This is a genomic window from Synechocystis sp. PCC 7339, assembly GCF_019924095.1.
Taxonomy (GTDB): Bacteria; Cyanobacteriota; Cyanobacteriia; order Cyanobacteriales; family Microcystaceae; genus Synechocystis.
In genome coordinates, this window is sequence record NZ_CP063659.1 from 871,326 (window position 1) to 894,551 (window position 23,226).

18 protein-coding genes and 1 tRNA gene are annotated in these 23,226 nt (G+C 46.6%); 11 read left to right on the plus strand and 8 right to left on the minus strand.

The window, feature by feature from the left end:
- Window positions 1-117 precede the first annotated feature (117 nt).
- Window positions 118-504: a cytochrome c gene (locus IQE94_RS04080; protein WP_212716315.1), complete on the plus strand. Its 387-nt coding sequence runs from the start codon at window positions 118-120 to the stop codon at window positions 502-504.
- A 149-nt stretch (window positions 505-653) separates the two neighbouring features.
- Here IQE94_RS04080 and murF read toward each other — a convergent pair whose 3' ends face one another.
- A complete protein-coding gene (gene murF / locus IQE94_RS04085; protein ID WP_212716317.1) occupies window positions 654-2,018 on the minus strand; it encodes a UDP-N-acetylmuramoyl-tripeptide--D-alanyl-D-alanine ligase in 1,365 nt (454 codons plus the stop codon).
- A 255-nt stretch (window positions 2,019-2,273) separates the two neighbouring features.
- Between murF and IQE94_RS04090 the strand changes: the two genes are divergently transcribed.
- A complete protein-coding gene (locus IQE94_RS04090) occupies window positions 2,274-3,644 on the plus strand; it encodes a hypothetical protein (protein WP_212716319.1) in 1,371 nt (456 codons plus the stop codon).
- 162 nt (window positions 3,645-3,806) lie between these two features.
- Here the strand turns inward: IQE94_RS04090 and IQE94_RS04095 are convergent, their stop codons facing one another.
- The 4 genes from IQE94_RS04095 to IQE94_RS04110 all read right to left on the minus strand — a co-directional run bounded on the left by IQE94_RS04095 (window position 3,807) and on the right by IQE94_RS04110 (window position 8,509).
- The gene (locus IQE94_RS04095; protein ID WP_212716321.1) at window positions 3,807-4,862 is read right to left on the minus strand and encodes a fatty acid desaturase; all 1,056 of its coding nucleotides are present in this window, start codon (window positions 4,860-4,862) and stop codon (window positions 3,807-3,809) included.
- A gap of 215 nt (window positions 4,863-5,077) precedes the next feature.
- Window positions 5,078-6,673, minus strand: coding sequence for a glucose-6-phosphate isomerase (locus IQE94_RS04100; RefSeq protein ID WP_212716323.1), 1,596 nt, complete (start codon window positions 6,671-6,673; stop codon window positions 5,078-5,080).
- 164 nt (window positions 6,674-6,837) lie between these two features.
- Window positions 6,838-7,587, minus strand: coding sequence for a serine O-acetyltransferase (gene cysE, locus IQE94_RS04105; RefSeq protein WP_194013717.1), 750 nt, complete (start codon window positions 7,585-7,587; stop codon window positions 6,838-6,840).
- Window positions 7,588-7,684: 97 nt separating this feature from the next.
- A complete protein-coding gene (locus IQE94_RS04110) occupies window positions 7,685-8,509 on the minus strand; it encodes a carbonic anhydrase (RefSeq protein WP_212722224.1) in 825 nt (274 codons plus the stop codon).
- A gap of 170 nt (window positions 8,510-8,679) precedes the next feature.
- Between IQE94_RS04110 and IQE94_RS04115 the strand changes: the two genes are divergently transcribed.
- The 4 genes from IQE94_RS04115 (at window position 8,680) to IQE94_RS04130 (ending at window position 13,505) form a co-directional block, all read left to right on the plus strand.
- Window positions 8,680-10,215, plus strand: coding sequence for a bifunctional pantoate--beta-alanine ligase/(d)CMP kinase (locus IQE94_RS04115; RefSeq protein ID WP_223342762.1), 1,536 nt, complete (start codon window positions 8,680-8,682; stop codon window positions 10,213-10,215).
- A 90-nt stretch (window positions 10,216-10,305) separates the two neighbouring features.
- Window positions 10,306-10,626 (plus strand): Uma2 family endonuclease, encoded by a 321-nt coding sequence (locus IQE94_RS18810; protein WP_212716326.1) that lies wholly within the window; start codon window positions 10,306-10,308, stop codon window positions 10,624-10,626.
- A gap of 415 nt (window positions 10,627-11,041) precedes the next feature.
- Complete coding sequence (locus IQE94_RS04125; protein ID WP_212716327.1) at window positions 11,042-11,932, plus strand: tetratricopeptide repeat protein; 891 nt, start codon at window positions 11,042-11,044, stop codon at window positions 11,930-11,932.
- 226 nt (window positions 11,933-12,158) lie between these two features.
- Window positions 12,159-13,505 (plus strand): CIA30 family protein, encoded by a 1,347-nt coding sequence (locus IQE94_RS04130; RefSeq protein ID WP_212716328.1) that lies wholly within the window; start codon window positions 12,159-12,161, stop codon window positions 13,503-13,505.
- Window positions 13,506-13,563: 58 nt separating this feature from the next.
- On the opposite strand, the gene IQE94_RS04135 is transcribed toward IQE94_RS04130, so the two are convergent.
- The 3 genes from IQE94_RS04135 to IQE94_RS04145 all read right to left on the minus strand — a co-directional run bounded on the left by IQE94_RS04135 (window position 13,564) and on the right by IQE94_RS04145 (window position 15,878).
- The gene (locus IQE94_RS04135; protein WP_212716329.1) at window positions 13,564-14,523 is read right to left on the minus strand and encodes a mechanosensitive ion channel family protein; all 960 of its coding nucleotides are present in this window, start codon (window positions 14,521-14,523) and stop codon (window positions 13,564-13,566) included.
- Window positions 14,520-15,767 (minus strand): AsnC family protein, encoded by a 1,248-nt coding sequence (locus tag IQE94_RS04140; RefSeq protein WP_212716330.1) that lies wholly within the window; start codon window positions 15,765-15,767, stop codon window positions 14,520-14,522. The genes IQE94_RS04135 and IQE94_RS04140 overlap by 4 nt, the downstream gene beginning before the upstream one ends.
- Window positions 15,768-15,806: 39 nt before the next feature.
- Window positions 15,807-15,878 (minus strand) — tRNA-Gly (locus tag IQE94_RS04145).
- A gap of 125 nt (window positions 15,879-16,003) precedes the next feature.
- Between IQE94_RS04145 and rlmN the strand changes: the two genes are divergently transcribed.
- From rlmN to IQE94_RS04170, 5 genes are all read left to right on the plus strand, one after another.
- Window positions 16,004-17,056: a 23S rRNA (adenine(2503)-C(2))-methyltransferase RlmN gene (gene rlmN, locus IQE94_RS04150; protein ID WP_212716331.1), complete on the plus strand. Its 1,053-nt coding sequence runs from the start codon at window positions 16,004-16,006 to the stop codon at window positions 17,054-17,056.
- 128 nt (window positions 17,057-17,184) lie between these two features.
- Window positions 17,185-18,483, plus strand: a complete 1,299-nt coding sequence (gene cbiE, locus IQE94_RS04155; RefSeq protein ID WP_223342763.1) for a precorrin-6y C5,15-methyltransferase (decarboxylating) subunit CbiE — start codon at window positions 17,185-17,187, stop codon at window positions 18,481-18,483.
- A gap of 147 nt (window positions 18,484-18,630) precedes the next feature.
- The gene (locus tag IQE94_RS04160) at window positions 18,631-19,815 is read left to right on the plus strand and encodes a M20 family metallopeptidase (RefSeq protein ID WP_223343193.1); all 1,185 of its coding nucleotides are present in this window, start codon (window positions 18,631-18,633) and stop codon (window positions 19,813-19,815) included.
- A 188-nt stretch (window positions 19,816-20,003) separates the two neighbouring features.
- Window positions 20,004-20,879 carry a hypothetical protein gene (locus IQE94_RS04165; RefSeq protein ID WP_223342764.1) on the plus strand — a complete coding sequence of 292 codons (876 nt, stop codon included), beginning with the start codon at window positions 20,004-20,006 and terminating at the stop codon, window positions 20,877-20,879.
- A gap of 63 nt (window positions 20,880-20,942) precedes the next feature.
- Window positions 20,943-23,132 carry a hypothetical protein gene (locus IQE94_RS04170; protein WP_223342765.1) on the plus strand — a complete coding sequence of 730 codons (2,190 nt, stop codon included), beginning with the start codon at window positions 20,943-20,945 and terminating at the stop codon, window positions 23,130-23,132.
- The last annotated feature ends 94 nt before the right edge of the window (window positions 23,133-23,226 follow it).

A 23,226-nucleotide genomic window follows, 5' to 3' on the forward strand; every position in this document is an offset into this window, starting at 1 on the left:
GGGGTTAATCCAGACCCGAGCCTAGGGCTAAGCAAACACAGGAGGCCCCAGTATCAATACAATATGTTAAGTTCCTGAGTGGCGATCCTAGCAATCTTGACTAATCTTTCCTAACCCATGGCCCCTGTAATCGAAAAAAATCCAACTGTTGCCAAGGTAAATGCTTCCCCCACCGGGATGTGGATTATGGCCGGCATTATTTCCTTGGTAATATTGACAGTGGCTTTGTTTAGCTTTATGAACTTTGATCCCTACGTGAACCAGGTGCTCGCCCTTAAAGGCGATGCGGATAGGGGCCGGGCTATTTTTCAAGCCAATTGCGTGGTTTGCCATGGCATCCAGGCTGATGGCTACATTGGCCCTAGTCTTTGGGGGGTGTCCCAACGACGATCCGAGGGCCACATCATTCATCAGGTCGTTAGTGGTCAAACGCCTCCCATGCCACAGTTTGAACCTAATCCCCAGGAAATGGCGGATTTATTGGATTACCTTAAAACTATCTGAGAGCGTGTTTGAAAATTCTAAAAATGCTCACTTTAGCTAATTTTCCCAGCCCACCTTGGGAGGGGAGAAATAGTCAAAAGTCCCCCTTTTTAAGCCGGAGCTTTAGTGAGGAGATTCCGGGGGATTCTTTTCATCCAAACCTGGCCGATCTAAGCCGAGGTGGGGTTTTCTGCTAACAATTGACTAACCACGGCCCCTAGACCGACGGAATTGGATGCTTTGAACAGGAGGCGATCGCCTGGTTGGAGGGTAGTTTTTAGGGCCTCCACTAAACTAGGTCCATCGCTGAAGGATTGGGTCTCTACACCGTTGGCCCCGGCGGCAATGGCATCGGTATTAGAGTCATTGGCTAATAGGTAAAGACCGTCTAAACCTAAGGCTTTCACCTTGGCCCCCACCCGTTGGTGGAATGTCGGGCCATAATCTCCCAGTTCTTTCATTGCTCCTAGCACCGCTAAACGTCGTTTTCCAGGGGTATTGGCCAATAAATCCAGGGATGCCAACATGGATTCCAGCCCAGCGTTATAGGTTTCATCCAACAGCACCACGTCCTGCCCCCATTGATAACGACGGGCCCGACCCTTTGGTAGCTCCACCGTCAACCCCGGCTGTAACCTTTGCCAATCCAACCCTAAACACTGGGCCACGGCGATCGCCGCTAGATAATTAGAAGCATTGTGAACACCGGCCAGAGGCAAAGGCAAACTAACCCCATCGAGGATTAAATTTTCACCATTCACCGTTCCTCGCACATCTCCCCCCTGCAGGCCATAGGTAATGGTTTTTCCTTGCCAAAATCGTTGGGCTGTTTCCATTAACAAAGCATTGTCCTGATTGAGGATGGCCGTGCTTTGGGGTGGTTGGTGGGCCAGCAATTCACACTTGGCCTCGGCGATCGCCAACTCCGATCCCAAAAGACCAATGTGGGCTGTGCCAACGTTGGTAATTAAACCGATGGTGGGCTGGGCAATGTCCGCCAATAGCGCAATTTGTCCCCGACCCCGCATGGCCATTTCCACAATGGCAAAATTATGGTCTGGGGATAGTTCTAGCAAAGTTTTCGGCACCCCAATTTCATTGTTGTAGTTAGCTCTGGTTTTATGCACACTGCCAAATTGGGATAACACCGCCGCAATTAACTCTTTGGTGGTGGTCTTACCCACAGAACCGGTCACCCCAATGATGGGAATGGTAAATCTTTGTCGCCACCCCGATGCTATGCGCTGATAGGCCACCAATGTATCTTCCACCAAAAATTTAGCCACCGTTTCCCCTATTCCCTCCACTGGTCGATCCGTCACCACGGCGATCGCCCCCGCCGCCACCGCTTGGGGAATAAAACTATGACCATCAAAACTTTCTCCCCGCAAAGCAAGAAATAAATCCCCTGGCACCAAAGCCCTTGTATCGGTGCAAATATTATTTATCCGTATATCCTCGGAAAGATGGGTAACAGACAATAAGCAATTTTCTAGGAATGTACGGATGTCAAATAGGGAAAGTTTGGAGTTCATAGAAAAGAATGAGAGTGGGAAATATGGTGGAGGAAAACTGGGTTAGAATTGACTCAGAAGGGTTAATTCATTGACATTTTTTTATCTGTGATCTAGATCACTTCCCATGGGTGCCTACATCACTTACATTGGAGGGGAAATAGAGATAAAAAAGTTGAAAACCGACAATGACCAGTAAAAGAGTTCCGATTTCATCCCAGTGGGATCAGGGTGTATCTTACCATCCCCAGCGGTGCTTGATTAAAGTCCAGAGTATTGTTGACCTTATCCGATGATTTCGTTTTCATTATTAGTTTTCCCTATCCCCAATTTGCCCCCTTTCCCCCAAGGAGGGTTACCACTGTGAACCAAAACTACCTTCAGTCCAACGACTCCTACAAAACAAACGACGAGCAGGCAATGTACGATTATCTGCTCAACTTGGTGCAGTCGGTGGAAGGGGAGCAGGTACTGGAGGTAATAGGCAATCTTTTCTTGAGTGGACAAAGTGGTTCTCAAGGACAAATTTCTACTCACCTAGAAAAGGTAATTAGGGTTAAAAATAATACTGAAGATTTCAACTACTTTTTTAACCGTTGCTGTTATATTCTGATCAATTATTGGCAACTTTCTCCCCAAACCCAACGCTCCATTCCCCAATTAGTAAATATGGTGGAAAAAGCCGTAGCTAACATCAGTCCCGGGGGCAACACCAAAGGAAACATCCGCCAACTAGTTAAAAATTTTACCCTCAGTGAACAATTTGTTCGGCTGAAAAGATTAGCCACCGTTGTCAGTGCCAAGTTTGAAACCAAATCTAGCTCCGTTGGCACCCTCATCCACCGCTATCCCTATCTTTACGATTACTGCCTCATGGGGGATGACAGTAGTCGGGAACACCGCCAAACCATCCACCGCATCAAAGCTCAAAATGAACGCAAGTTTGAAATTAACCTTTCCCATTACGTCACCTATCGGGTACGCATGGCCAGGGATAATAAGTCTGGGCTAATTTTGCCGGACAAGGAACTGATCAAACCGGTGAAAAATCCGACCCTACTCAGTGATCGGGATCTAAACAGTTCCCTTAAACATTTTGTCGGAGCTGTGGAAAACGGCCAGAGTTATCAATCCCTCTCGAAAAGTTTCCGCAACCATGTGGTCTATACCCGATCCTTTGGTACTTTTAAGGACGAACTTTACGAATATATCCGGAGCTCCCTACAGGATAAGTATAGACAAGGGAGTTTTGATAAGAAATTGTTTGACCTATTCCAAAATGCCTATCCGGAATGTAACCAACAGAAACCCACGGAATTTTTAATGATGCGAACTTCTAGTCAATTGCTCAACTTTTTGGTGGTGGAGGGCAGTAAAAATCCAGATCACTATGTCTTTATTGATCTAATTTCCAATATTGGTGTGAAGAAGACCATTGGGGTATTGCTAAAAATCGTACTTTTCTGCTCCAAGGTGAAGCCTTATTTGGAAAAACGTTTTTCAATTTTGTTTAATCACTATGAGTCAGTGGCCCGGGAAGGGGTGCCTTGGCTCGTGAAAACCCTGGAAAATATGCAGGTTGCCTTTAGTATTCATTTTGGCCGGGTGGACCTTTCTAGTCTCAACCGCTCCAATTTGTCTACTTAGAAGATTTTCCCTCACCAAAAAAAGAAGGAATCCAGCCCATTGGCCGCATTCCCAGATGTTTACTTCAGTTTTAATTAATGGTTGGGCAACTCCCCCCAGAGATCAGCTATGGTTAATTGCTAACTTGGGTCATGGCCCGAAAATGTTCCATTACCCCAACTTTTAGACTTTTTTTAGGGAGCCAAAGGTGCGGTAGCCATTCTCCGGGTCATACAAATGACATTGGCTACTGATTTGTTGCATTAACTTCAAGTTAAAGGTGCGCTCATAGAGAAAAGGTCCCCAGTTTTCTTTTAAACTTGCGTGGGCTAGACGTAGGTTATAGGAAGGAATGGCAACAGAGAGGTGGTGGGGAATGTGTACGTTGATGTCATGGCAGAGCACTTCCACCCAGCGGGGATAGTCACAATGGACAGTACCATTTAACTGGGCTTCGGCGGCGCTCCAATCGGCGATGGGACGGAAACGAATTTCGGGAATTGTGTGATGCACAATAGTAAAGGTGCTCATCCAGAAGTGGTACACCAACCAGGGCATTAACCAAAATTTGACGAACCCCCATACCCCTGTGGTGGCAATTAAGGTAGGAAAGGCAATCGCCGCAAAGAGGGAGACAACGGCAATGGATAGTTTGACTTTATTGCGGTCCCTTTCAGCAAAGTTGCTGAGTTTAAAATGCATTAAGCTCCAGTGGAAAATGGAACCAGTCCACCAAAAGGGGCCCCGGATGGCTCGGTAAAAAAGTCTGACGATCGCCGGACTGGCTTGGAAAGCTTCCACACTCCAGGGATCCCAGGCGTTGTCAACCTCAACTTTGTTGGTGTGGAGATGATGGTGGTCGTGGAGCAGACGCCAGCTATGGAAAGGATAAATTAGGGGCGCAAAGGCAACGTGTCCCACTAAGTCATTGACCCAGCGTTTTTTGGCAAAGGAGCGATGGCCACAGTCATGGCCGACAACGAAGGCCCCCGTTAGGGCTGTCCCGGTCCAGATCCAGGTGATAGGCAGGAAGTACCAGGGCAGATAGATAATACCCAAATAGCCCACGGCGATCGCCCCTAGGGTGACCAAAACAGAAGCCCAGGCTTTGCTCGCTTTTTTCTCGAAGCATTCCTTGGGCAGGGTTTTAATGATGTCTTGTAGTTTTAGATCCGCAATCGGGCGATCGGGATTGTTGGGCGTTACCGTTGGCGTCAACGGGGGAATCGTGGCAGTCATTTATAAAGGTTTATCTCCAAATGGAAGGTCGGGCAGATTTTTGTTTAAGGATTCATGGGCTATAAAGCGGCCAAGGTTTGCCGTGCCTAGGAATTAATACTCAGGTAAACAAACTTTTCTTTTTATAGCACGTTGCCATTGACCAGGAACCGAATTGCCGATGAATTAAGCTCTGATTACCTGGTCTGCAACTAACAATTGAGGATTAATCTGCCTTAACTCTGCCACTGGACTTGCAACCGTTGGGGAAATTGGCGATCGCCGTGGAGCACTACCCCTCGGTCATTGGCGGCCAGATGGCGGACGATTTTATACACCGTTTCCACCTGTTCTGGAGCCTGTACTTTAGCGGCCAAAACTTCTAGGGCAATGGGGCCGGATTCAACTTTCAAAGTGGAAAGAATCCCCTTTTGCAATTCCAAAATGGAGGCGGCCGCTTTTTTGCCCGCTTCTACCCCCGGTTGATGGTAAGCGTTGACATTCACCAAGGAACCATAGAAACTCACCGCCCGTTCATACAGAGCAATTAAAGCGCCAATACTGGTGGCATTCACCTGGGGAATGGTGACAGTAATGGAATCCCGTTGATTTTCAAACAACGCTTGTCTAGTGCCTTGCAAAAATCCCGACAAGTAATCCCCACTGGTGACTCCCGGTTCCAACTCCAACGATGGCCCTTGGTGATCGTGCAACACTTCAATGAAAGTAGCAAAAAAGTTGGGCACCCCATCCCGCAATTGCTGGACGTAGGCATGTTGATCCGTAGAACCCTTATTGCCATAGACCGCAATGCCCTGGTGGACTACATTGCCATCCAAATCCCGTTCCTTACCCAGGGATTCCATCACCAACTGCTGTAAATAACGACTAAACAACAACAGCCTGTCTTTGTAGGGCAGAATCACCATATCTTTTTTCCCTTGCCCATCCCCTGCGTAGTACCAAGCCAAAGCCATTAGGGCCGCCGGATTTTGTCTTAATTCCCTCACCCTAGTGGTTTCATCCATGGTTTTAGCTCCATTGAGCATGGCCTGAATATCAATGCCCTGGAGAGCCGCCGGTAATAGCCCCACCGCCGATAACTCCGAGGTTCTGCCTCCCACCCAATCCTGCATAGGAAAAGCTTGTAACCATTGTTCTGCCTGGGCTTGTTGGGAAAGCTTACTGCCGGGCATTGTCACCGCCACAGCATAGTTGGCAAAATGCAAACCCTGGGCTTCAAATACTGCCTTAGTTTCCGCCAAGCCATTGCGGGGTTCAGGGGTGCCACCGGATTTACTAGTGGTGATTACCAAAGTACTTTTCAGTTTGTCTTGAGCCTTTAAACCATTCAGCACTCGGTCAATGCCGTCTGGGTCGGAGTTATCAATGAAGTGAATGGCCAGGGGTGGGAAATCCGGGGCTAGGGCCTGGGCCACAAACTGGGGTCCTAGGGCAGAACCACCAATGCCGATCGCCAGCAGGTCGGTAAATTTAGGGGCTGTGGGGGGTTTTATGTTTCCTTGGTGTACGTCAGCGGCAAAGGCTTTGATTTGCTGTAGGGGTTCGGTGATTTCAGCCCGGATCGCATCATTGGGGGCCAGGGCCGGATTGCGTAGCCAGTAATGCCCCACCATGCGTTGTTCGTCCGGGTTGGCGATCGCCCCTTTTTCCAGCGCCACCATATCTTGAAATGCTTTGGCAAATTTAGGTTGCAAATCCTCTACCAAAGCATCACTAAACCCCATGCGGCTCACATCCAGGTAAAAATCGAGGCCACCATGGTAATAAAGCCAGTCTTGATAACGTTGCCAAAGTTGTTGGTTATTCATCGAAAAAATGGGTCTGAAACCCCGCCCTTGAGGACGGCCTTGCGTTCACATCTTAAGACAATTAGAAAGATTTTATTGAACAGGAAAAAACATCCGACCAAAAATCGGCGCTTTTCAAACCCTTTCCCATCCCAGTTGCAGTTACCAGGGCAAGATCAAAAAGATCAAAGGGTGCCTCCCAGAAATTCTTCAATTTCCCGATCGCCAAGGCGACAGAGCACCGGTTCCCGGTCAGTTTCAGAGCAGGAGCGATAATCCGATTCCCAATCCTGTTCTGACTGTTGTTGTTGTAGGGTAGCTACCTGTTGCTCCAGTAACTCGATCCTTTCTAGTAATAAGCGAATTACCTTGCCTTCCGAATCCGGCAACTTACCATGCTCCAAAGGATTAACCCTTTCCCCCGAAGGATGAACCATGCGCCCCGGCACCCCCACCACGGTAAAATCCGCCGGCACGTCCCGCAACACCACCGAGCCCGCCCCAATGCGGACATTATCACCGATGGCAATATTACCCAAAACCTTAGCTCCAGCCCCTACCACCACGTTTTCCCCCAGGGTAGGGTGACGCTTACCACTTTCTTTCCCTGTACCTCCCAAAGTTACCCCTTGGTAAATCAAGGAATAATCCCCCACGATCGCCGTTTCACCAATCACCACCCCCATGCCATGGTCAATGAACACCCCCTGGCCAATTTGGGCCCCTGGATGAATTTCAATACCAGTAAAAAAACGGGCAATGTGGGACATCAAGCGAGGAAAAAAAGGCAATCCCAAAGTGTGGAGCCGGTGGGAAAAGCGATGCACCATCAGAGCTTGCAAACCAGGATAACAAAACAGCACCTCTAACCAATTGCGGGCGGCGGGATCTCGCTCAAAAATAATCCGAAAGTCAGCAATCAGTGAATTCAACACCCGGTCAATTCCTACCTAAAATTTCCATTGTCTGTGTTTATTTAGCAAAGGCTGCAAGGTTGGGGGAGTTATTGATCAATGCTAATGGCCATTATATTCAACGGGAACCTCGATAAATGCGCTCTGCCTGTTCCCTGGGCAAATGGCCAAAACCAGGCAGGGGAGAAAGTTGGGGAGAGGAAGACTGTTTGCCGTTGCCATTTTGGGGGCGATTTTTGCCTGGAACTTTAAAGGAATCGTAGTTAATTAATGGAGAATTGGGATGGAGAGCATACTCATCCTCCGGCTCCAGGGAGTTAATGCGGCTTTGGGGAGGCACAAAGTCGTGGAGCACCCCATCATAGGCCAACACCTCCCCCTTTTCGATGCGATAAATCCAGCCGTGGAGGGAAAGATCGCCTCTGTGTAACCGAGAATGGACAGCGGGATAGGTCTGGAGGTTTTTGATTTGGGTGAGAATATTTTCCGCCACGGTAACTTCAATCAAATCCTCCCCCTCCAGGTGACTGTAATTATCCAACACCAAGCGGCGGGTGGCTTCCGTATGTTTGAGCCAATCGTACACCAGGGGAAGTTTTTCCTGGAGAGAATTGAGTTTGAGTAGACCTTTCATGGCCCCACAATGGGAATGGCCACAGACGATGATTTGACTGATGTCCAGGGCAACTAGGGCATATTCCATGGCGGCCCCTTCCCCACCATTGGCAGCTCCGTAGGGAGGGATAATATTGCCAGCGTTGCGAATGACAAATAGATCTCCCACCTCTGACTGGGTGATCAAATTCGGATCTACCCGGGAATCGGAACAGCAAATGAAGAGGATGCGGGGATGTTGGCCATGGGAAAGTTGCTCAAAGAGGTCACGGTGGGAAGAGAAATAACCCTCTCGAAATTTTTGTAGTCCCTCGATGAGTCTTTGCATACGATCGCCGTTGATGGAATTCCAGCCTCCCATTGTATCATTGAAGACTTGCGGCAGGGGGGTCTAGGATAGCGGGTCAATTTGCCTGGGGATTGGTCAAAGCTCTGGACACAGGCCAGTCTCAATGAGCCCCATAGTTTGCAAACAATCCAAGGGATAGCAAAGAAACAATGGTGCAAATTTTTCGGACAATCGCAGGGCTACAAACCTATCTCCGCCAAGTTGGTCGGGGTAAAACTGTGGGCTTAGTTCCCACTATGGGGGCCCTCCACGCCGGCCATGGCAGTCTACTGAAACGGGCGGTGGCGGAAATGGATTTGGTTGTGTTGTCCATTTTTGTTAATCCTCTCCAATTTGGCCTCGGCGAAGATTTGGAACAATATCCCCGGGACTTGGACGGCGATCGCCAATGGGCAGAATCTTTAGGAGTAGCGGTCATTTTTGCCCCAACAGTGGCGGATTTGGGGCTTAATTCCAGAGTTAATCAGACCACTGTACTGCCTCCCCCAGCCATGACTGAGGTTTTATGTGGGCCCCATCGTCCTGGTCATTTCCAAGGAGTGGCCACCATTGTCACTAAATTATTCACCATTGTCTGTCCTGACGTGGCCTATTTTGGTGAAAAAGATGCCCAACAACTGGCTATTATTCGTCGGCTGGTAGAGGATTTGAATTTAACTGTGACTATCCGTCGTTGCCCGACAGTGCGGGAGGCATCGGGTTTGGCCATGAGTTCCCGCAACCAGTATTTGACCGCTGGGGAAAGGGAGCAGGCCACGGTACTTTACCGCGGTTTACAAGCCGCCCAAGAACAATATCACCAAGGCGATCGCCAAGTATCTTCTCTATTGACCATTGCCCAGGACATTTTAGCGACGGAACCCGCAGTAAAACTCCAATATCTAGAATTAGTCCAGGGAGATACCCTCCAACCCATTGCGGAAAAGATCCCTGACCAAATTCCTGTTTTAATGGCGATCGCCGCCTATGTGGGTAGTACCCGTTTAATTGATAACCTTGTGCTGAATTATCGACTGCCCATTATTGCCATTGATGGCCCCGCCGGAGCCGGGAAATCCACTGTTACTAGGCAGGTGGCCGATCGTTTGGGTCTGACCTATTTGGATACCGGAGCCATGTATCGAGCTTTGGCTTGGCTGATTTTAGATCGGCATATTGCTCCCCAAGATGAACCAGCGGTGGCGGAACTTACCAGTGGTGCGGAGATTGAACTAATACCCCGTCCTGCACCCCAATTAACCGGAGTTAAGGTCAATGGGCAAGATGTCAGTGATGCCATTCGCACCCCGGCGGTGACCCATTTAGTTTCCACCATTGCCGCCCAAGGCGCTGTGCGAGCCAAGTTGCTAAAACTACAAAGGAAGTACGGCGACCAAGGAGGAATTGTGGCGGAAGGTCGGGACATTGGCACCCAGGTTTTTCCCAATGCGGAATTGAAAATTTTCCTTACCGCTTCAGTGCAGGAAAGGGCCCGCCGTCGTCTCAAGGATTTCCAAGCCCAGGGTAATCAAGCCGTAGATCTAGCCCAATTGGAAGCGGACATTGCCCAGCGGGATCACCTCGATAGCACCAGGGCGATCGCCCCTTTGCAAAAAGCTATGGATGCAGCGGAAATTGTCACCGATAACCTCACCATTGCCGAGGTGGTGGAAGGCATTATTGATCTCTACAAAAAAATGCAATGAGGGGGAATTTTGATAAATGTTTGAGCACTTAGTAAAGAGGTTAAAATGGGTTGCAATGGCGAATAGGTAAGGTATTGAGACGGATCTAGGATGCTGAAATTAGAAAATGAAAACCTGACCCTGACTGAATTTCTAGCTTTACCAGAAGAGAAGCCTCCCCTAGAGTATAGAGATGGGCAAGTTAGTGTTAAGCCGATGCAAAAAGGAAAATATAGCACTTTACAAACTGAATTATCATTTGCTATTAACGCCGCCTTAAAAAGGGAAAAAATCGCTTGGGCATTCACAGAATTGCGTTGTAGTTTTGAAAATCGATCTATTGTTCCTGATATTGCAGTTTTTACTTGGGAAAATATTCCCTGTGATCAAGATGGAGAAATTGCCGATAATTTTTATCTGCCGCCTAATTGAATAATTGAAATCTTGTCTCCTGAACAAAGCTAAACAAAAGTTGTAAAGAATATTTTATTTTGCTTGAATAATGGCACTGAAATGGGTTGGCTGATTAATCCGAAAGAGCAATCTATTTTTGTCTATCAACCCGGCCGATCACCAGAAATTTTCGACGAAATAGAATCAAAATTACTGATACCAAGCTTTGCCCAGGTCCCTGATTTAACTTTGGGAGAGGAGAAGTGTTTGGCTGGTTAATTAAGTAATGTGATCTAATCTTGACAAGGAAGAGGGATAAATCCGGCGATCGCCCCCGGAGTTTGTACAATTCTGATATGTGAATTAAACATGGCGGTAAGTCTCTTCAGTTGGCCGCCGGCCTGACGTTTTTTCCCACTGGTGTACGGTTGCCATTTCCCTTGGTCGTGTTCCCATGCCTTCCCACTCATCTCGCACTACTATTTTTAACCCCCTGGAATGCCGCCCCGATAGTTACAAAGGCTGGTACCAACAGGGCAATACCCTCTGGCAACAGGGAAAATACAACGATGCCCTCCTTAGTTACGAACGGGCCTTGGAATATTATCCGGGGGATTATTGGGCTTGGTATAAACGGGGCATTACCCTGGAACATCTGGGGCGCTACGGGGATGCAGCGGAAAGCTATGGCAACGCTTGCCAAATCCAACCGGAAAATTACTGGGCTTGGTACGACCAGGGTTGTGTGTACCTCAACGAAATTGATGACTTTACCCAGGCTATTCCTTGCTTCCAAAGGGCTTTAGCCCATTTGCCCAAAGATTATTGGGCCACCTATCGCCTCGGGGAATCCTACCGACTCTCCGGCCAGTACGATGCGGCGATCGCCAGTTTTCGCCAGACATTAACCATTCGCCAGGACGATTTTTGGTCTTGGTACCGGCAGGCGGACTGTTTTCGCCGTTGGGGTCATTATGCTGAAGCTTTGCAATGCTATAAAAAATCGGTGGAAATTCGCCCCAATGACTACTGGGCCTGGTTTCGACAAGGGGAACTGTGGCAAAAACTCTACCGTTATGCAAAGGCGATCGCCTGTTACCATCGGGCTTTGGACGTGGAAGTGGATGACGACTATAGCTGGTATGAAATTGCCCTTTGCCAAGTACTGCAAAAAAATTACGAAGATGCATTTTATGCCCTGGGGAAAGTTTTGGAATGGTACCCTGCTACCTACCTAAGCTTAATTGAAGGAGAACCAGCTTTTGTTGACCTCCATCCCCTGCCCAGTTACCAAGCCTTACTCCAGGGGGCTCGGCAAGTTGTGGCGGAATCAACTTTTGACTAAGCTCGACTTTATTCATTCAGGACGCATAGCAAAGTAGATGCGACCAGATATGGAATAACTGGGCAGTAATTTTTACCCGATGGTTCTTGTCCAAAGATGTCGGAAAAGTCTGGAATTGCCATAATCGTTGCCTGACCAAGGCTAAAGCATCCACAAAAGTAAGTTCATGCTTATGATGCAAGCCTTTTTAAATTAGAATCAATGCTGTCAACCAAGGGAAAATACTGTGATTTTAGTTGTGGGAGCCACTGGCGGCGTGGGTAAACGGGTAGTTAAGCTGCTCATCGATGGGGAGCAGCAGGTACGGGTGTTGGTGCGGGATTTACCCCGGGCCCAGCAGTTGTTTAAGGAATGGTTTGGGGGTCGATTACCCGATCGCCTGGAATTTTTTGGGGGTGATTTAACTATCGCGGGAAGTCTGACTCCAGCATTAATGACGAGGGTAACGGCGGTGATTTGTTGTAGCGGTACCAAGGTTCAGCCGGTGGAAGGGGACACTCCCCAACGGGAAAAGTATTACCAGGGGCTCAAGTTTTACCTGCCGGAAGTGGTGGATGTGCCGGAACAGGTGGAGTACGAAGGAATCAAAAATTTGCTGGCGGTGCTCCAAGACCATATACAACCCAAGGAAAGCGCCTTAATAGATTTTCGTCAGACCGATTCCCCCCGCTTGGCCTGGTATTCCGTTGATGATGGGGTGATGGGGGGAGTAAGCGCTAGCCAATGGCGACTGACCAGCGATCGGGCTTTATTTACCGGGGAAGTTTCCACTGCCAATAATGGCGGCTTTGCCTCGGTGCGATCGCCAAATTTTGAGCCCGCTTTGGATCTTTCCCACGCTGAGGGTATCCAACTCCGCATCCAAGGAGACGGCAAACGCTACAAATTTATTGTCCGCAGTCAGAATGAATGGGATGGACTGAGCTACTGTTACTCCTTCGATACGTTCAATAATCGTCCCCAAACGGTTTGCATTCCCTTCCGGCAATTAATTCCCGTCTTTCGGGCGAAAACGGTGCCAGAAAAGGGCCCATTCAATCCCTCCCAGGTGTCCGCTTTGCAGTTAATGCATAGCAAATTTGAGTACGACGGCGGACTAAATCCCAGCTTTTCCCCGGGCATATTTGGTTTGGAAATTGAGTCGATTAAAACCTATGCCAACCCCCTCACGCCCCAATTCATCCACGTCAGTTCAGCGGGGGTAACCCGTCCCGGTCGTCCAGGGTTGAATTTAGCCGAAGAACCGCCAGCAGTACGTCTCAATGAACAATTAGGGGGCATTTTGACCTGGAAGTTACAGGGGGAAGAAGCCATCCGGGGTAGTGGTTTAACCTACACCATCGTTCGGCCCTGTGCTTTAACGGAGTCGGAAAATCCGGAAATGCTGCAATTTGCCCAGGGGGATAACCTCAGGGGGCAAGTTAGTCGCTGGGCGATCGCCAAGTTATGCGTGGATAGTTTGCAATTGGCAGAAGCCGGGGGCAAAACCTTTGAAGTCAATGCCAGTGAGCCGGGCAGTAACCAGGCCGTCTGGCCATTTCTGCTCAGACAACTAAATTTTGACCAACGTTAATTTGCCAAGGAATACTTTGTCCCACTGTTGGTGCTAGTAACTGAAGCTAGAAACCCATTTATTCAGGGTCAAACTCATCCCGCCCCAGCTTTAGTTTGGGATAGGGCAAACCCTGTTGGCCAAAGGCCCGTTTAGCCCGACGGATTAAATCGGTTTGATAGGCAAATTCGTCTCGGGCATCCATGGGATAGGAACGGAGTTTAAATTCGGTGCCCCAGATATGTTCTTTCATCACCACCACAATGGGAATGCTGAGTTGGGTATAGCGACTGCTGTAGGCAGCCTGGTACAAAATGCGGATAACCTGTTCCACATCAACGCTGTGGTCAAAGTAAAAGCTAGTGGCCACCTGGGCTTCGAGGTTGCCCCCATTGGCATTGGAAATGGGTTCTGTCCAAGTTTTGTTATGGGGAATGGTGACATTGTTATCATCCGGGGTTTGTAGACAAATGCCCCGCAGTCCATAGCCCGTCACTTCGCCGTAATGATCGCCAATTTGAATCCGATCGCCTACTCGATAGGGGGCTTCAAACAGGGCCACCACCCCGGCAATAATGGAGCTAATGTAATCTTTAAAGGCAAAACCCAACGCCACCGCAATGGTGCCAGTCAAGGCCAATAAATTACCTTCAGATAAATTAAAAAATAGGTTTAATAAATAGGAAATGGTAACCAGTAAAATTAAAGCTTTGCAAAACGGCAACGATTGTTTTACCAATAGCCGAAAGCGCCGGGGAACCCGCTCCGAAATCCAGTTGGTTACCTTTTGGATCACCGCCATCATGCCGTAGGCGATCACTACAGTAATTACGGCCCGAATAATTTTTCGGATGGTAAAATCCGTTAACAGGCTTTCGGGAATTTCGTCCGGGGCAGTTATCTGGGCCAAGGGCAGGGAGGACAGATCTTGGCGCCAAAATATCCACTCATTAGTTAGATTAACTACCGGCAAATAATGGGCGATGGCATTCCCATTCAAATCAAAAAAATGTGGCAAAACTGTTACATCTAGTATCATCTTCCCCCCACAAAGAAATTATTATTGGCCAATTCACTTTGCAGTTGTTGATAGTAGGTGGGACAAATAATTAAATCTCCCCAACGACGCTCCAGAATATCTTCCCGCAGCAGCCATTGCACCCTAGCCTGGATTTGACTTTCCGGTTCCCCTAAGCTCAGGGCCAGGTGCCCAGAACTAATGCGCCCGTGGATCATCAAGGAGTGGAGCAAATATAAGTCTAGGTTGGTGAGGGACGGTAAGCTCGGCTGGGCAGGGCTAACCTGGGACAAAGGAGAAATTTGATCCTCATTTTTTTTGGCATTGAGTACCAATTGGGCCGGGTCCTCTTTTTCCATCACTTGCTTTTCTATGCGCAGACTCCGCAACCAAAGTTTAGCCGCAATGGAACTGACCCCCTGGGAGCAGTCCGCTAGACTTTGCCAATAAACTTCCACTTCTTCCTGGTCATCGGCCGACGCTGGATCAGCACTAGCTGGGTCGGCAAGGTCTTCGTTGGTGGTGATAGTGCCCCATTGCTCTGTGAGGGGGGTTAACCAACTTTGGATCATTTCCCCCGTTAAGGTTGGCAGAGGACGTACATCATCAAAATAGGCACTGATCTGGCCGACAAAATCGAGGAAGTCCCAGGCCCAGGAGTTACAGCCAATCAACCAAAAGTATTGGGGGTTATGGACAGTGATTTCCCGCAAAAAGCCAATGCCGTCCCAACCGCTAATGCAACGTAAAAAGCATTGTTCTAGGGAAGGAATCACTACCACGGTGGTGCGTTGTTCCAAACAAGCCACATCCTGGCTTAGTTCCACTCCCTGGCCGTCAAAGTCAATGTCACCCTGGGCTTCTAGGGATCGTCGCAATTGTCCCGTTATGGTCAAAGGATCGGGGGGGCGACGAAAATTCCCCAGGGGCTTAACCACCGTCACCTCTAAATCGTTTTCCCAGCTCTGGAGACTGTCCTGTAAAATTTTGGCGATCGGCTCCACTGGATTGGCCAAAATCACCAGGCTATTGGGGGCCTCTAGGTTCTTCTGCCAGGCTTTGAGCCTATCTTCTAGGGTGGAATGGATAGCGTCAGTGTAGGCGGTGGGGGTAGCGAGGGAGTTGATGGACTGAAGCAGTTCCGCTTCCAATGTGTCTGGCAGGGGCACCAAATCCTTGTGGGAATGGTCGCTCTCCTGACTCTTGTGCAACCAGAAAAATAGTTTCTGCTTGAGAAATTGCCAGACAAAACCCACCACTGCCATGTTCTCATCTGCTCCACAGCGTTGGGTGATTTTTAGCTAAGCGGGTAACGCGATTCGAACGCGCGACATCAACCTTGGCAAGGTTGCGCTCTACCACTGAGCTATACCCGCAAATTTCAGACTTTTACCAATATGCCAAAGAAAGATTTTTCTGTCAACAATCGGCCAGGATTTTTTTGTGGTGACCGGGAAATCTGGCTTACACTGGCCATGGATGCCTCTTTTTCGTTACCGCCATGGCCCCTACCCCTACCCCTCTGCTTTCCCTTTCCCTGCCGGAATTAACCGCCTGGGTGCAAACCACTGGCCAACCAGCCTATCGGGGTAAGCAAATTCACCAATGGCTTTACCAGAAAGGGGCCCGTTCCCTCAACACCATGACGGATTTACCCAAGGCTTGGCGGGAGAAAAACATCGATTACCCCATCGGGCGATCAGTCATTGACCACTGTGCAGTGGCCCCGGACCACACCAGGAAATATCTGCTCCGTTTGGTCGACGGTTTGATCATCGAAACGGTGGGCATTCCCAGTAGTAAGCGTCTGACGGTGTGTGTTTCCTCCCAGGTGGGCTGTGCCATGGATTGTAATTTCTGTGCCACGGGCAAAGGGGGTTTCATCCGCAATCTAGAAAGTCATGAAATTGTTGACCAAGTGCTGACGGTGCAGGAGGAATTCCAAGAACGGGTGAGTAATGTGGTCTTTATGGGCATGGGGGAACCGTTGTTAAATTTGCCCGAGGTGGTGAAGGCGGTGGAATGTCTTAATCAAGTAGTGGGCATTGGCCAGCGGGCGTTGACCATTTCCACTGTGGGTTTGCCAGGCAAAATTCGCCAACTAGCCGATCGCCATTTGCAGGTGACTTTTGCGGTTAGTCTCCATGCTCCTAATCAAACTCTGCGCCAATCGTTAATTCCCAGTGCAAAGCATTATCCCCTGGAGCAATTGTTGGCGGACTGTCGAGCCTATGTAGAAACTACGGGGCGGCGGGTAACGTTTGAGTACGTTTTGCTGGCAGGGGTCAATGATCAACCAGTCCATGCAGAAGAGTTAGCCCGACGATTACGGGGCTTCCAAACCCATGTCAATTTAATTCCCTACAATCCCATTTCTGAGGTGGATTACCAACGGCCCACGGAAGCCCAGATTAATCAGTTTGCCCAGGTTTTAAGTGACCATCGCATTGCGGTCAGTGTGCGCTATTCCCGGGGAGTACAGGCGGATGCAGCCTGTGGCCAGTTACGGGCTTCCCGCAAAGAAGAATTGGCGGAATTAACCCCTATGCCGTGATTAGTTTTATCCCCCCTCCCCCCCTTTGAAAGGGGGTAAATGATTATTATTTTGTTTGGAAGAGATTTACTTACAAATGCCTTCTAAAATTTAAGCTTGGCCGATTTTTAGTGAGGAAATTTAATTAAATGATCCATGTGGTGGGCATTGGCCTGGACGGCGCCGAAGGGTTAACTAGGCCAGTGCTGACATTAATTGCTGAAGCCAAAATGTTGGCCGGTGGCGATCGTCATTTGAGCTATTTCCCGGAGTATGGCGAAAAAAGTTTAGTAATCAAGGATTTTTCAGCAGATTTAAATAAAATCAAGCATTTTCATCAGACTTTAGGTTCAGGGGAAATCATTGTCGTTTTGGCTTCCGGTGACCCCCTGTACTTTGGGTTGGGACGGTTGTTACTAGAAAAATTTTCTGGGGAGCAATTAAAATTTCATCCTCATGTGAGTTCGATTCAATTAGCTTTTAACTGCTTAAAAATGCCTTGGCAAGATGCAACTATCATCAGCGCCCACGGCCGATCCAACGATTTGCTCAAACAAGCGTTGCAAAAAGGAACAGAAAAGTTGGCCATTCTCACCGACGGGCAAAATCATCCAGGGGCGATCGCCAATTTATGTTTATCCTTGGGGCTAACCAGAACTTATCAAGCTTGGGTTTGTGAAAATTTAGGGGCGGAAAATGAACGTGTTCAATCCTTTGATTTACAATCTTTATCACCATTAACTGCAACGGATTTTTCTTTCCTCAACGTGGTGGTGTTAGTTAAGCAAAAACCAGAAAATACCGCCATTGATCTCAAGCAATTACCCATTTTTGGCATTGCAGACCATTATTTTGCCAGCTTCAAAGACCGCCCTGGCATGATTACCAAACAGCAGATTCGGGTGCAAATTCTGGCCGCCTTAGCTCTGCAACCCCAACACATTATTTGGGACATTGGGGCCGGTACGGGGTCAGTGGCGATCGAGTGCGCTCGGCTTTGTCCCCAGGGAAAAGTTTTTGCCATTGAAAAAACCAGCGCGGGCCAACGGTTAATCGAACAAAATTGCCAACGATTCCAGGCGGAAAATGTAACTTTAATGGCCGGCCCAGCCCCGGAGGTTTTAGCGGATTTACCTACCCCAGACCGAATTTTCATTGGTGGCAACGGCGGGCAATTAATGCCTATTTTGCAGACCTGTGGAGAACGCCTAGGACAGGATGGTTTGGTGGTGATGGCGATCGCCAGCTTAGAACATTTGAGTTTAGCCCTGGGCTGGTTTAAGCAGGAACAGTGGGAAGTGAAACTGCAACAGGTGCAAATTAGCCAGAGCGTTAAATTTGCTGAACTAACCCGGCTCGATCCGCTCAATCCCATTTATTTGCTCAGCGCCAGTAGAATTTGTCCGAGTCTATCTCATTGGAGAAAGACCCCTCCCAGCCTCCCCTAATTAGGGGAGGTGCCTGAGCTTGCGAAGGCGGTGGGGTAAATAAAATGGTCAACTTCTCCCAATGCCGTGTTCTACACTAAAAGGCACCACTAACATTTTCCCGTTGCCACTTTGCTATCCTCTGCCCCCCAACATACTGATTCTGCACTGGCGGAGCTAAAAAATTTAGCCCAAACGCTACTGCCCCGGCTGGTGGAAATCCGTCGCCATCTCCATGCCCATCCAGAGTTAAGCGGCCAAGAATATCAAACGGCGGCCTATGTGGCGGGGGTGCTGTCCTCCTGTGGTCTCCACGTCGAAGAGGCGATCGGAAAAACTGGGGTAGTGGGACAGTTGCCAGGGCAGGGGATCGATACCCGACTGTTGGCCATTCGCACCGATATGGATGCCTTACCCATCCAGGAAATGGTGGGTCTGGCCTTTGCTTCCCGCCATCCTGGAGTGATGCACGCCTGTGGCCACGATATCCACACCACTTTGGGTTTGGGTACGGCCATGGTGTTGTCCCAAATGAGCGCTAAGTTACCGGGGGATGTGCGCTTTTTGTTTCAACCGGCAGAGGAAATTGCCCAGGGGGCCAGTTGGATGATTCAAGATGGGGCCATGAAGGGGGTGAGCCATATTTTTGGGGTCCATGTTTTTCCGTCCATTCCCGCCCAGCAGGTAGGCATTCGTTACGGTGCTTTAACAGCAGCGGCGGATGATCTGGAAATTTTCATCCAAGGGGAATCGGGGCATGGTGCTAGGCCCCACGAGGCGATCGATGCCATTTGGATTGCGGCCCAAGTAATCACAGCCTTACAACAAGCCATTAGTCGTACCCAAAATCCCCTGCGGCCCATGGTGCTTTCCCTGGGGCAAATTAGTGGTGGCCGAGCCCCCAATGTCATTGCCGACCAAGTCCGCATGGCCGGCACAGTACGGTCGCTCCACCCCGATACCCACGCCCAACTGCCCCAATGGATTGAAGGTATTGTAGGCAGTGTGTGTCAAACCTATGGTGCTAAGTACGAAGTCAATTATCGCCGAGGAGTACCTTCAGTACAGAACGATGCCCAGCTAAATAAATTGTTAGAAAATTCCGTGCGGGATGCCTGGGGAGACGAAGCCTTACAAATTATCCCCGAACCATCCCTAGGGGCAGAAGATTTTGCTTTGTACCTAGAACACGCCCCCGGAGCTATGTTTCGCCTAGGCACCGGTTTTGGCGATCGCCAGGTGAATCATCCTTTGCACCATCCCCGCTTTGAAGCAGATGAAACGGCAATTTTAACGGGGGTTGTCACCCTCAGCTACGCCGCCTGGCAATATTGGCAAAATATCGCAATTTAGTGACCTAATAGCAAGAAAATCAGAGATTTCCGACTTCTGTCTGAGCTCAATCTGAAACACAAGACCTCAAGGAGTATTTCCAAATTTTAGGAAAAGTCAAAAAATGTGAAGTTTTATAGGAAAATTGATTCACAAAATAAGGCCGTGGCTAGAATTGCTCATATGAAGGTATTTTAGTCCTGAAAGCCATGACCTATACTCTTTACATTCATGATGAATTCAAAGCCCGTCGACAATCAGCGGACATTGTCCATAGAAACGAATATATTGAGTGGGTTTTATTGCAGTTAGCCATTGAAGGTCGCACTCCACGGGTTAAGGGAACTCGACACGATCTTCCTTGGAGAAGAACTCCTATTAAAGGGTGTCACTACTACTTATGGTGGATTCCTGCTGGAGTCAAGGGAATGCAAGATTTTTCCAATGACATTGAAGAGAAGGCGATTTTTGTTAGAGATATTCGTGGGCATGATGAAACTAAACTTCCCCTAAATTTTGGAACAATTGAAGATTATGTTTTTGATGAAACTCGTATCAGTGAAATTGATCCAAGAACTGAGGAGCAGAAGGATTTAGATTCTATTAAATTTGATAATAATATTTCCATAAAGATCGTCAAAGGTATACCTGGCAGTGGAAAAACCTTGGCTATTCACTATGTTACTCGTCAAATTGTAGAGAATGGCAATCAAGTTTTATATGTAACTTATACAGAAGGATTGAAAGAAGATGCTCTAAGATTTTTTCGTGCCCATAATATTGAACAACAGGTAAAAGTTGCAACATTGGGGGAAATACAAAGTCTTATTCTTGGAAAAAATGCAAATCATACTAATAACGGCTGCCAAGATAACAAAAATGCGTTTTTATCTCTTTTAAGTCATAAAAGACCACAATTAAGACAGCATATTAAAAAATGGAAAGGATATGATCGAGCACTTTGGAATGAAGTCCGTGGGTATCTACTGGGTATGGCTTTGCCTCTAGAATGGGAAAGGAAAGGCATTGGTTTAATAACCAATAGTGGAAATATTTTAGGTGAATTAGATTATCAAAGAATTTGAAATCAAGCTGGTTTTAATGATTTAAATTGTATACGCCAAGCATTCCAACTATTATCTAGGTATATGCATGAGGAAGAAATTGAAGAAATATTCGTAGAACAATATGAAGCAAGAAAAGCCATAGAAAAAATACATGAATATCTACCCGATGAAATTAGAAATCTAACGGCAATTGTTGTAGATGAGGTTCAGGATTTTACTCTACTACAAATTTTCCTTCTAGCAAAAATAGGACAGCACAATATAATTGAAAAGCAAAAATTTAAGTTTGTGTTAGCAGGGGACGAATCCCAAACTTTATACCCTAGTGGTTTTGATTGGGGAATAACTCAAGATTTATTCTATCAGCTTTTTCTAGTTCGACCGGATCAAAAATTTCTCAATGAACAAAAAAGAAGTCCGGCAAAGCTTTTCGATTTAATTACAAGCACCAAAAATCTTTATACAGCCTACTTACCTTCTGATTTAAGGCCGCAAGGCTTAGGTAGCCAAGAACATTTATCCGATGATTATCAAGATGGTCTTTTTTTCAAGTGGATACTTAATAAAAATGATGATTTAAATAGTATATTAGAGGAGCTTGATCAACCAAACTATCATAACCTTGCAATCATTGATCTCAATGATTATACCAAGCAAGAGAAGCCTAGTCTATTTTTAGGAACTCAATTATCTGAAAATGCGATTCGAATTTTAGAGAGAGTTAGATATTCTGTTGATTCAATCAAGGGTTTAGAAAGAGAAATTATTATAATTTTTGGAATGGGAGAAATCATTGAAAAAATGTGCTCTGATTCACACATTGTAGCCTCTTTAGAAAATAGAAACTTAATAGACGAAATTAGGGTTGCTTTAACTAGGTCTACCAATATTTTAATTATTTGCGAGACCGACTTGAAGGTAATGCATTCTCAGACAATTTTGAATCTAGATAATGCCAAAGAAGTAAACTGGAGTCAGTTGCGTGAAAACCTAATTTCCGCTTATGAGGATATGACAGCTATTGAAATCATCTATGGTTATATTCAAAACGTAAAAGAATTGATTGCAAAGGGTGATTATGCGAGAGCAAATTTAGAAAACAAAAAGGCTTTAGATTATTATTCTTTGCATTCTCTGGATGATATTGACATAAAACAAAAAATAAATGGGCAAGAAGTTCTGATCAAGGAAGAGCTATTAAAAGGGCTGATCAATCAAGCTAAATATGAATTGTTGCAAGATAAAATTGATTTAGCCATTAATTCTTGTGCAAAAATAAGAAATTTTGAATCTAAAATTTTACAGTCTCTCGATTCATCATTGATTGAATTGTCAGAATCGATTAAAAAAGCTCTTGATTGTTATGAGAAATATGAAAATTTATTGATTGACTATGATAACATCCTAACCCTGGATGACGATAAAGAAAAAATTATTGAATTCGCTCAAAAATACATTTCAATATCTGAAAGGGTAGAAGAAATTTTAGAATCAATTAAAGTTGATACAATCAAATCAAAAGTCCAAAATAAAATTCAGTTAGATAAGAAGAAAACAAAATATTTCACAAGAATCCAAAATCAGGAGCGACAAGAAATTCATAAAAATGTAGTTGAGCTTGCCACCAATGGATTTTGGCGTATGGCGGTAAATTATGAAGTTGATATAAATCCATCGGATCGTTCTCAATATTTTGCCTATTGTTCTCAGCTTAGGAAAGAACTGGGTCAAAGCTATGAGAAGATACAATTATTGTCTGATAGATATAGTTCACTTCCTAGTATAAAACAAATATCAGATGTAAAAGAATTAATTTATAAATATCTAATTCCTTTTGTTGAAGATACTAACACTGGGCATAAAGCAATTAACATCATAGTTACAGAGTGGATATGTGAGATTATTGACTTAATTGGCTCCAACATTAATCAAGAAATATATCTTGAAATCTATAAATATTTAAAGCAATCTATAATACAAAACGAAAGTTTGAAGTTTATAAAAAATTATAAAGAAATCGAAAATCGTTTTATCGAATTAGCTAGTCAACAGCTAAGTTTGGAAGACTTTATTGAAATTAATCAGTTTTTTGAGACTCAAGATTTACAAAAGCTACTTAATCTTAAACAATCAATAGATAAACATGAACATAGCATAAATTCTAGTGCCCATGAAATCAGCAAATACATTTCTGAATATCAATTATCTGATGCAATGAAGGATAAAATAAAGCAGAAAATTTACGCTGTCGTAAGTGACCGATTCTCCTAAACTTATGTTTCCTCAGACTTGGCACTGTTCTCAGCCGGAATATGTGCATTAGATAATAGAATTTGAGAGTAGACTAATTCGATTGCCCAGATTT

What these genes read in the sequence shown, in the direction of transcription:
- IQE94_RS04080 (WP_212716315.1), top strand. Translation starts at nt 118, where the DNA reads ATGGCCCCTGTAATCGAAAAAAATCCAACTGTTGCCAAGGTAAATGCT.
- murF (WP_212716317.1), bottom strand. Translation starts at nt 2,018, where the DNA reads ATGAACTCCAAACTTTCCCTATTTGACATCCGTACATTCCTAGAAAAT.
- IQE94_RS04095 (WP_212716321.1), bottom strand. Translation starts at nt 4,862, where the DNA reads ATGACTGCCACGATTCCCCCGTTGACGCCAACGGTAACGCCCAACAAT.
- IQE94_RS04100 (WP_212716323.1), bottom strand. Translation starts at nt 6,673, where the DNA reads ATGAATAACCAACAACTTTGGCAACGTTATCAAGACTGGCTTTATTAC.
- IQE94_RS04110 (WP_212722224.1), bottom strand. Translation starts at nt 8,509, where the DNA reads ATGCAAAGACTCATCGAGGGACTACAAAAATTTCGAGAGGGTTATTTC.
- IQE94_RS04115 (WP_223342762.1), top strand. Translation starts at nt 8,680, where the DNA reads ATGGTGCAAATTTTTCGGACAATCGCAGGGCTACAAACCTATCTCCGC.
- IQE94_RS18810 (WP_212716326.1), top strand. Translation starts at nt 10,306, where the DNA reads ATGCTGAAATTAGAAAATGAAAACCTGACCCTGACTGAATTTCTAGCT.
- IQE94_RS04125 (WP_212716327.1), top strand. Translation starts at nt 11,042, where the DNA reads ATGCCTTCCCACTCATCTCGCACTACTATTTTTAACCCCCTGGAATGC.
- IQE94_RS04135 (WP_212716329.1), bottom strand. Translation starts at nt 14,523, where the DNA reads ATGATACTAGATGTAACAGTTTTGCCACATTTTTTTGATTTGAATGGG.
- IQE94_RS04140 (WP_212716330.1), bottom strand. Translation starts at nt 15,767, where the DNA reads ATGGCAGTGGTGGGTTTTGTCTGGCAATTTCTCAAGCAGAAACTATTT.
- rlmN (WP_212716331.1), top strand. Translation starts at nt 16,004, where the DNA reads ATGGCCCCTACCCCTACCCCTCTGCTTTCCCTTTCCCTGCCGGAATTA.
- cbiE (WP_223342763.1), top strand. Translation starts at nt 17,185, where the DNA reads ATGATCCATGTGGTGGGCATTGGCCTGGACGGCGCCGAAGGGTTAACT.
- IQE94_RS04165 (WP_223342764.1), top strand. Translation starts at nt 20,004, where the DNA reads ATGACCTATACTCTTTACATTCATGATGAATTCAAAGCCCGTCGACAA.
- IQE94_RS04170 (WP_223342765.1), top strand. Translation starts at nt 20,943, where the DNA reads ATGCATGAGGAAGAAATTGAAGAAATATTCGTAGAACAATATGAAGCA.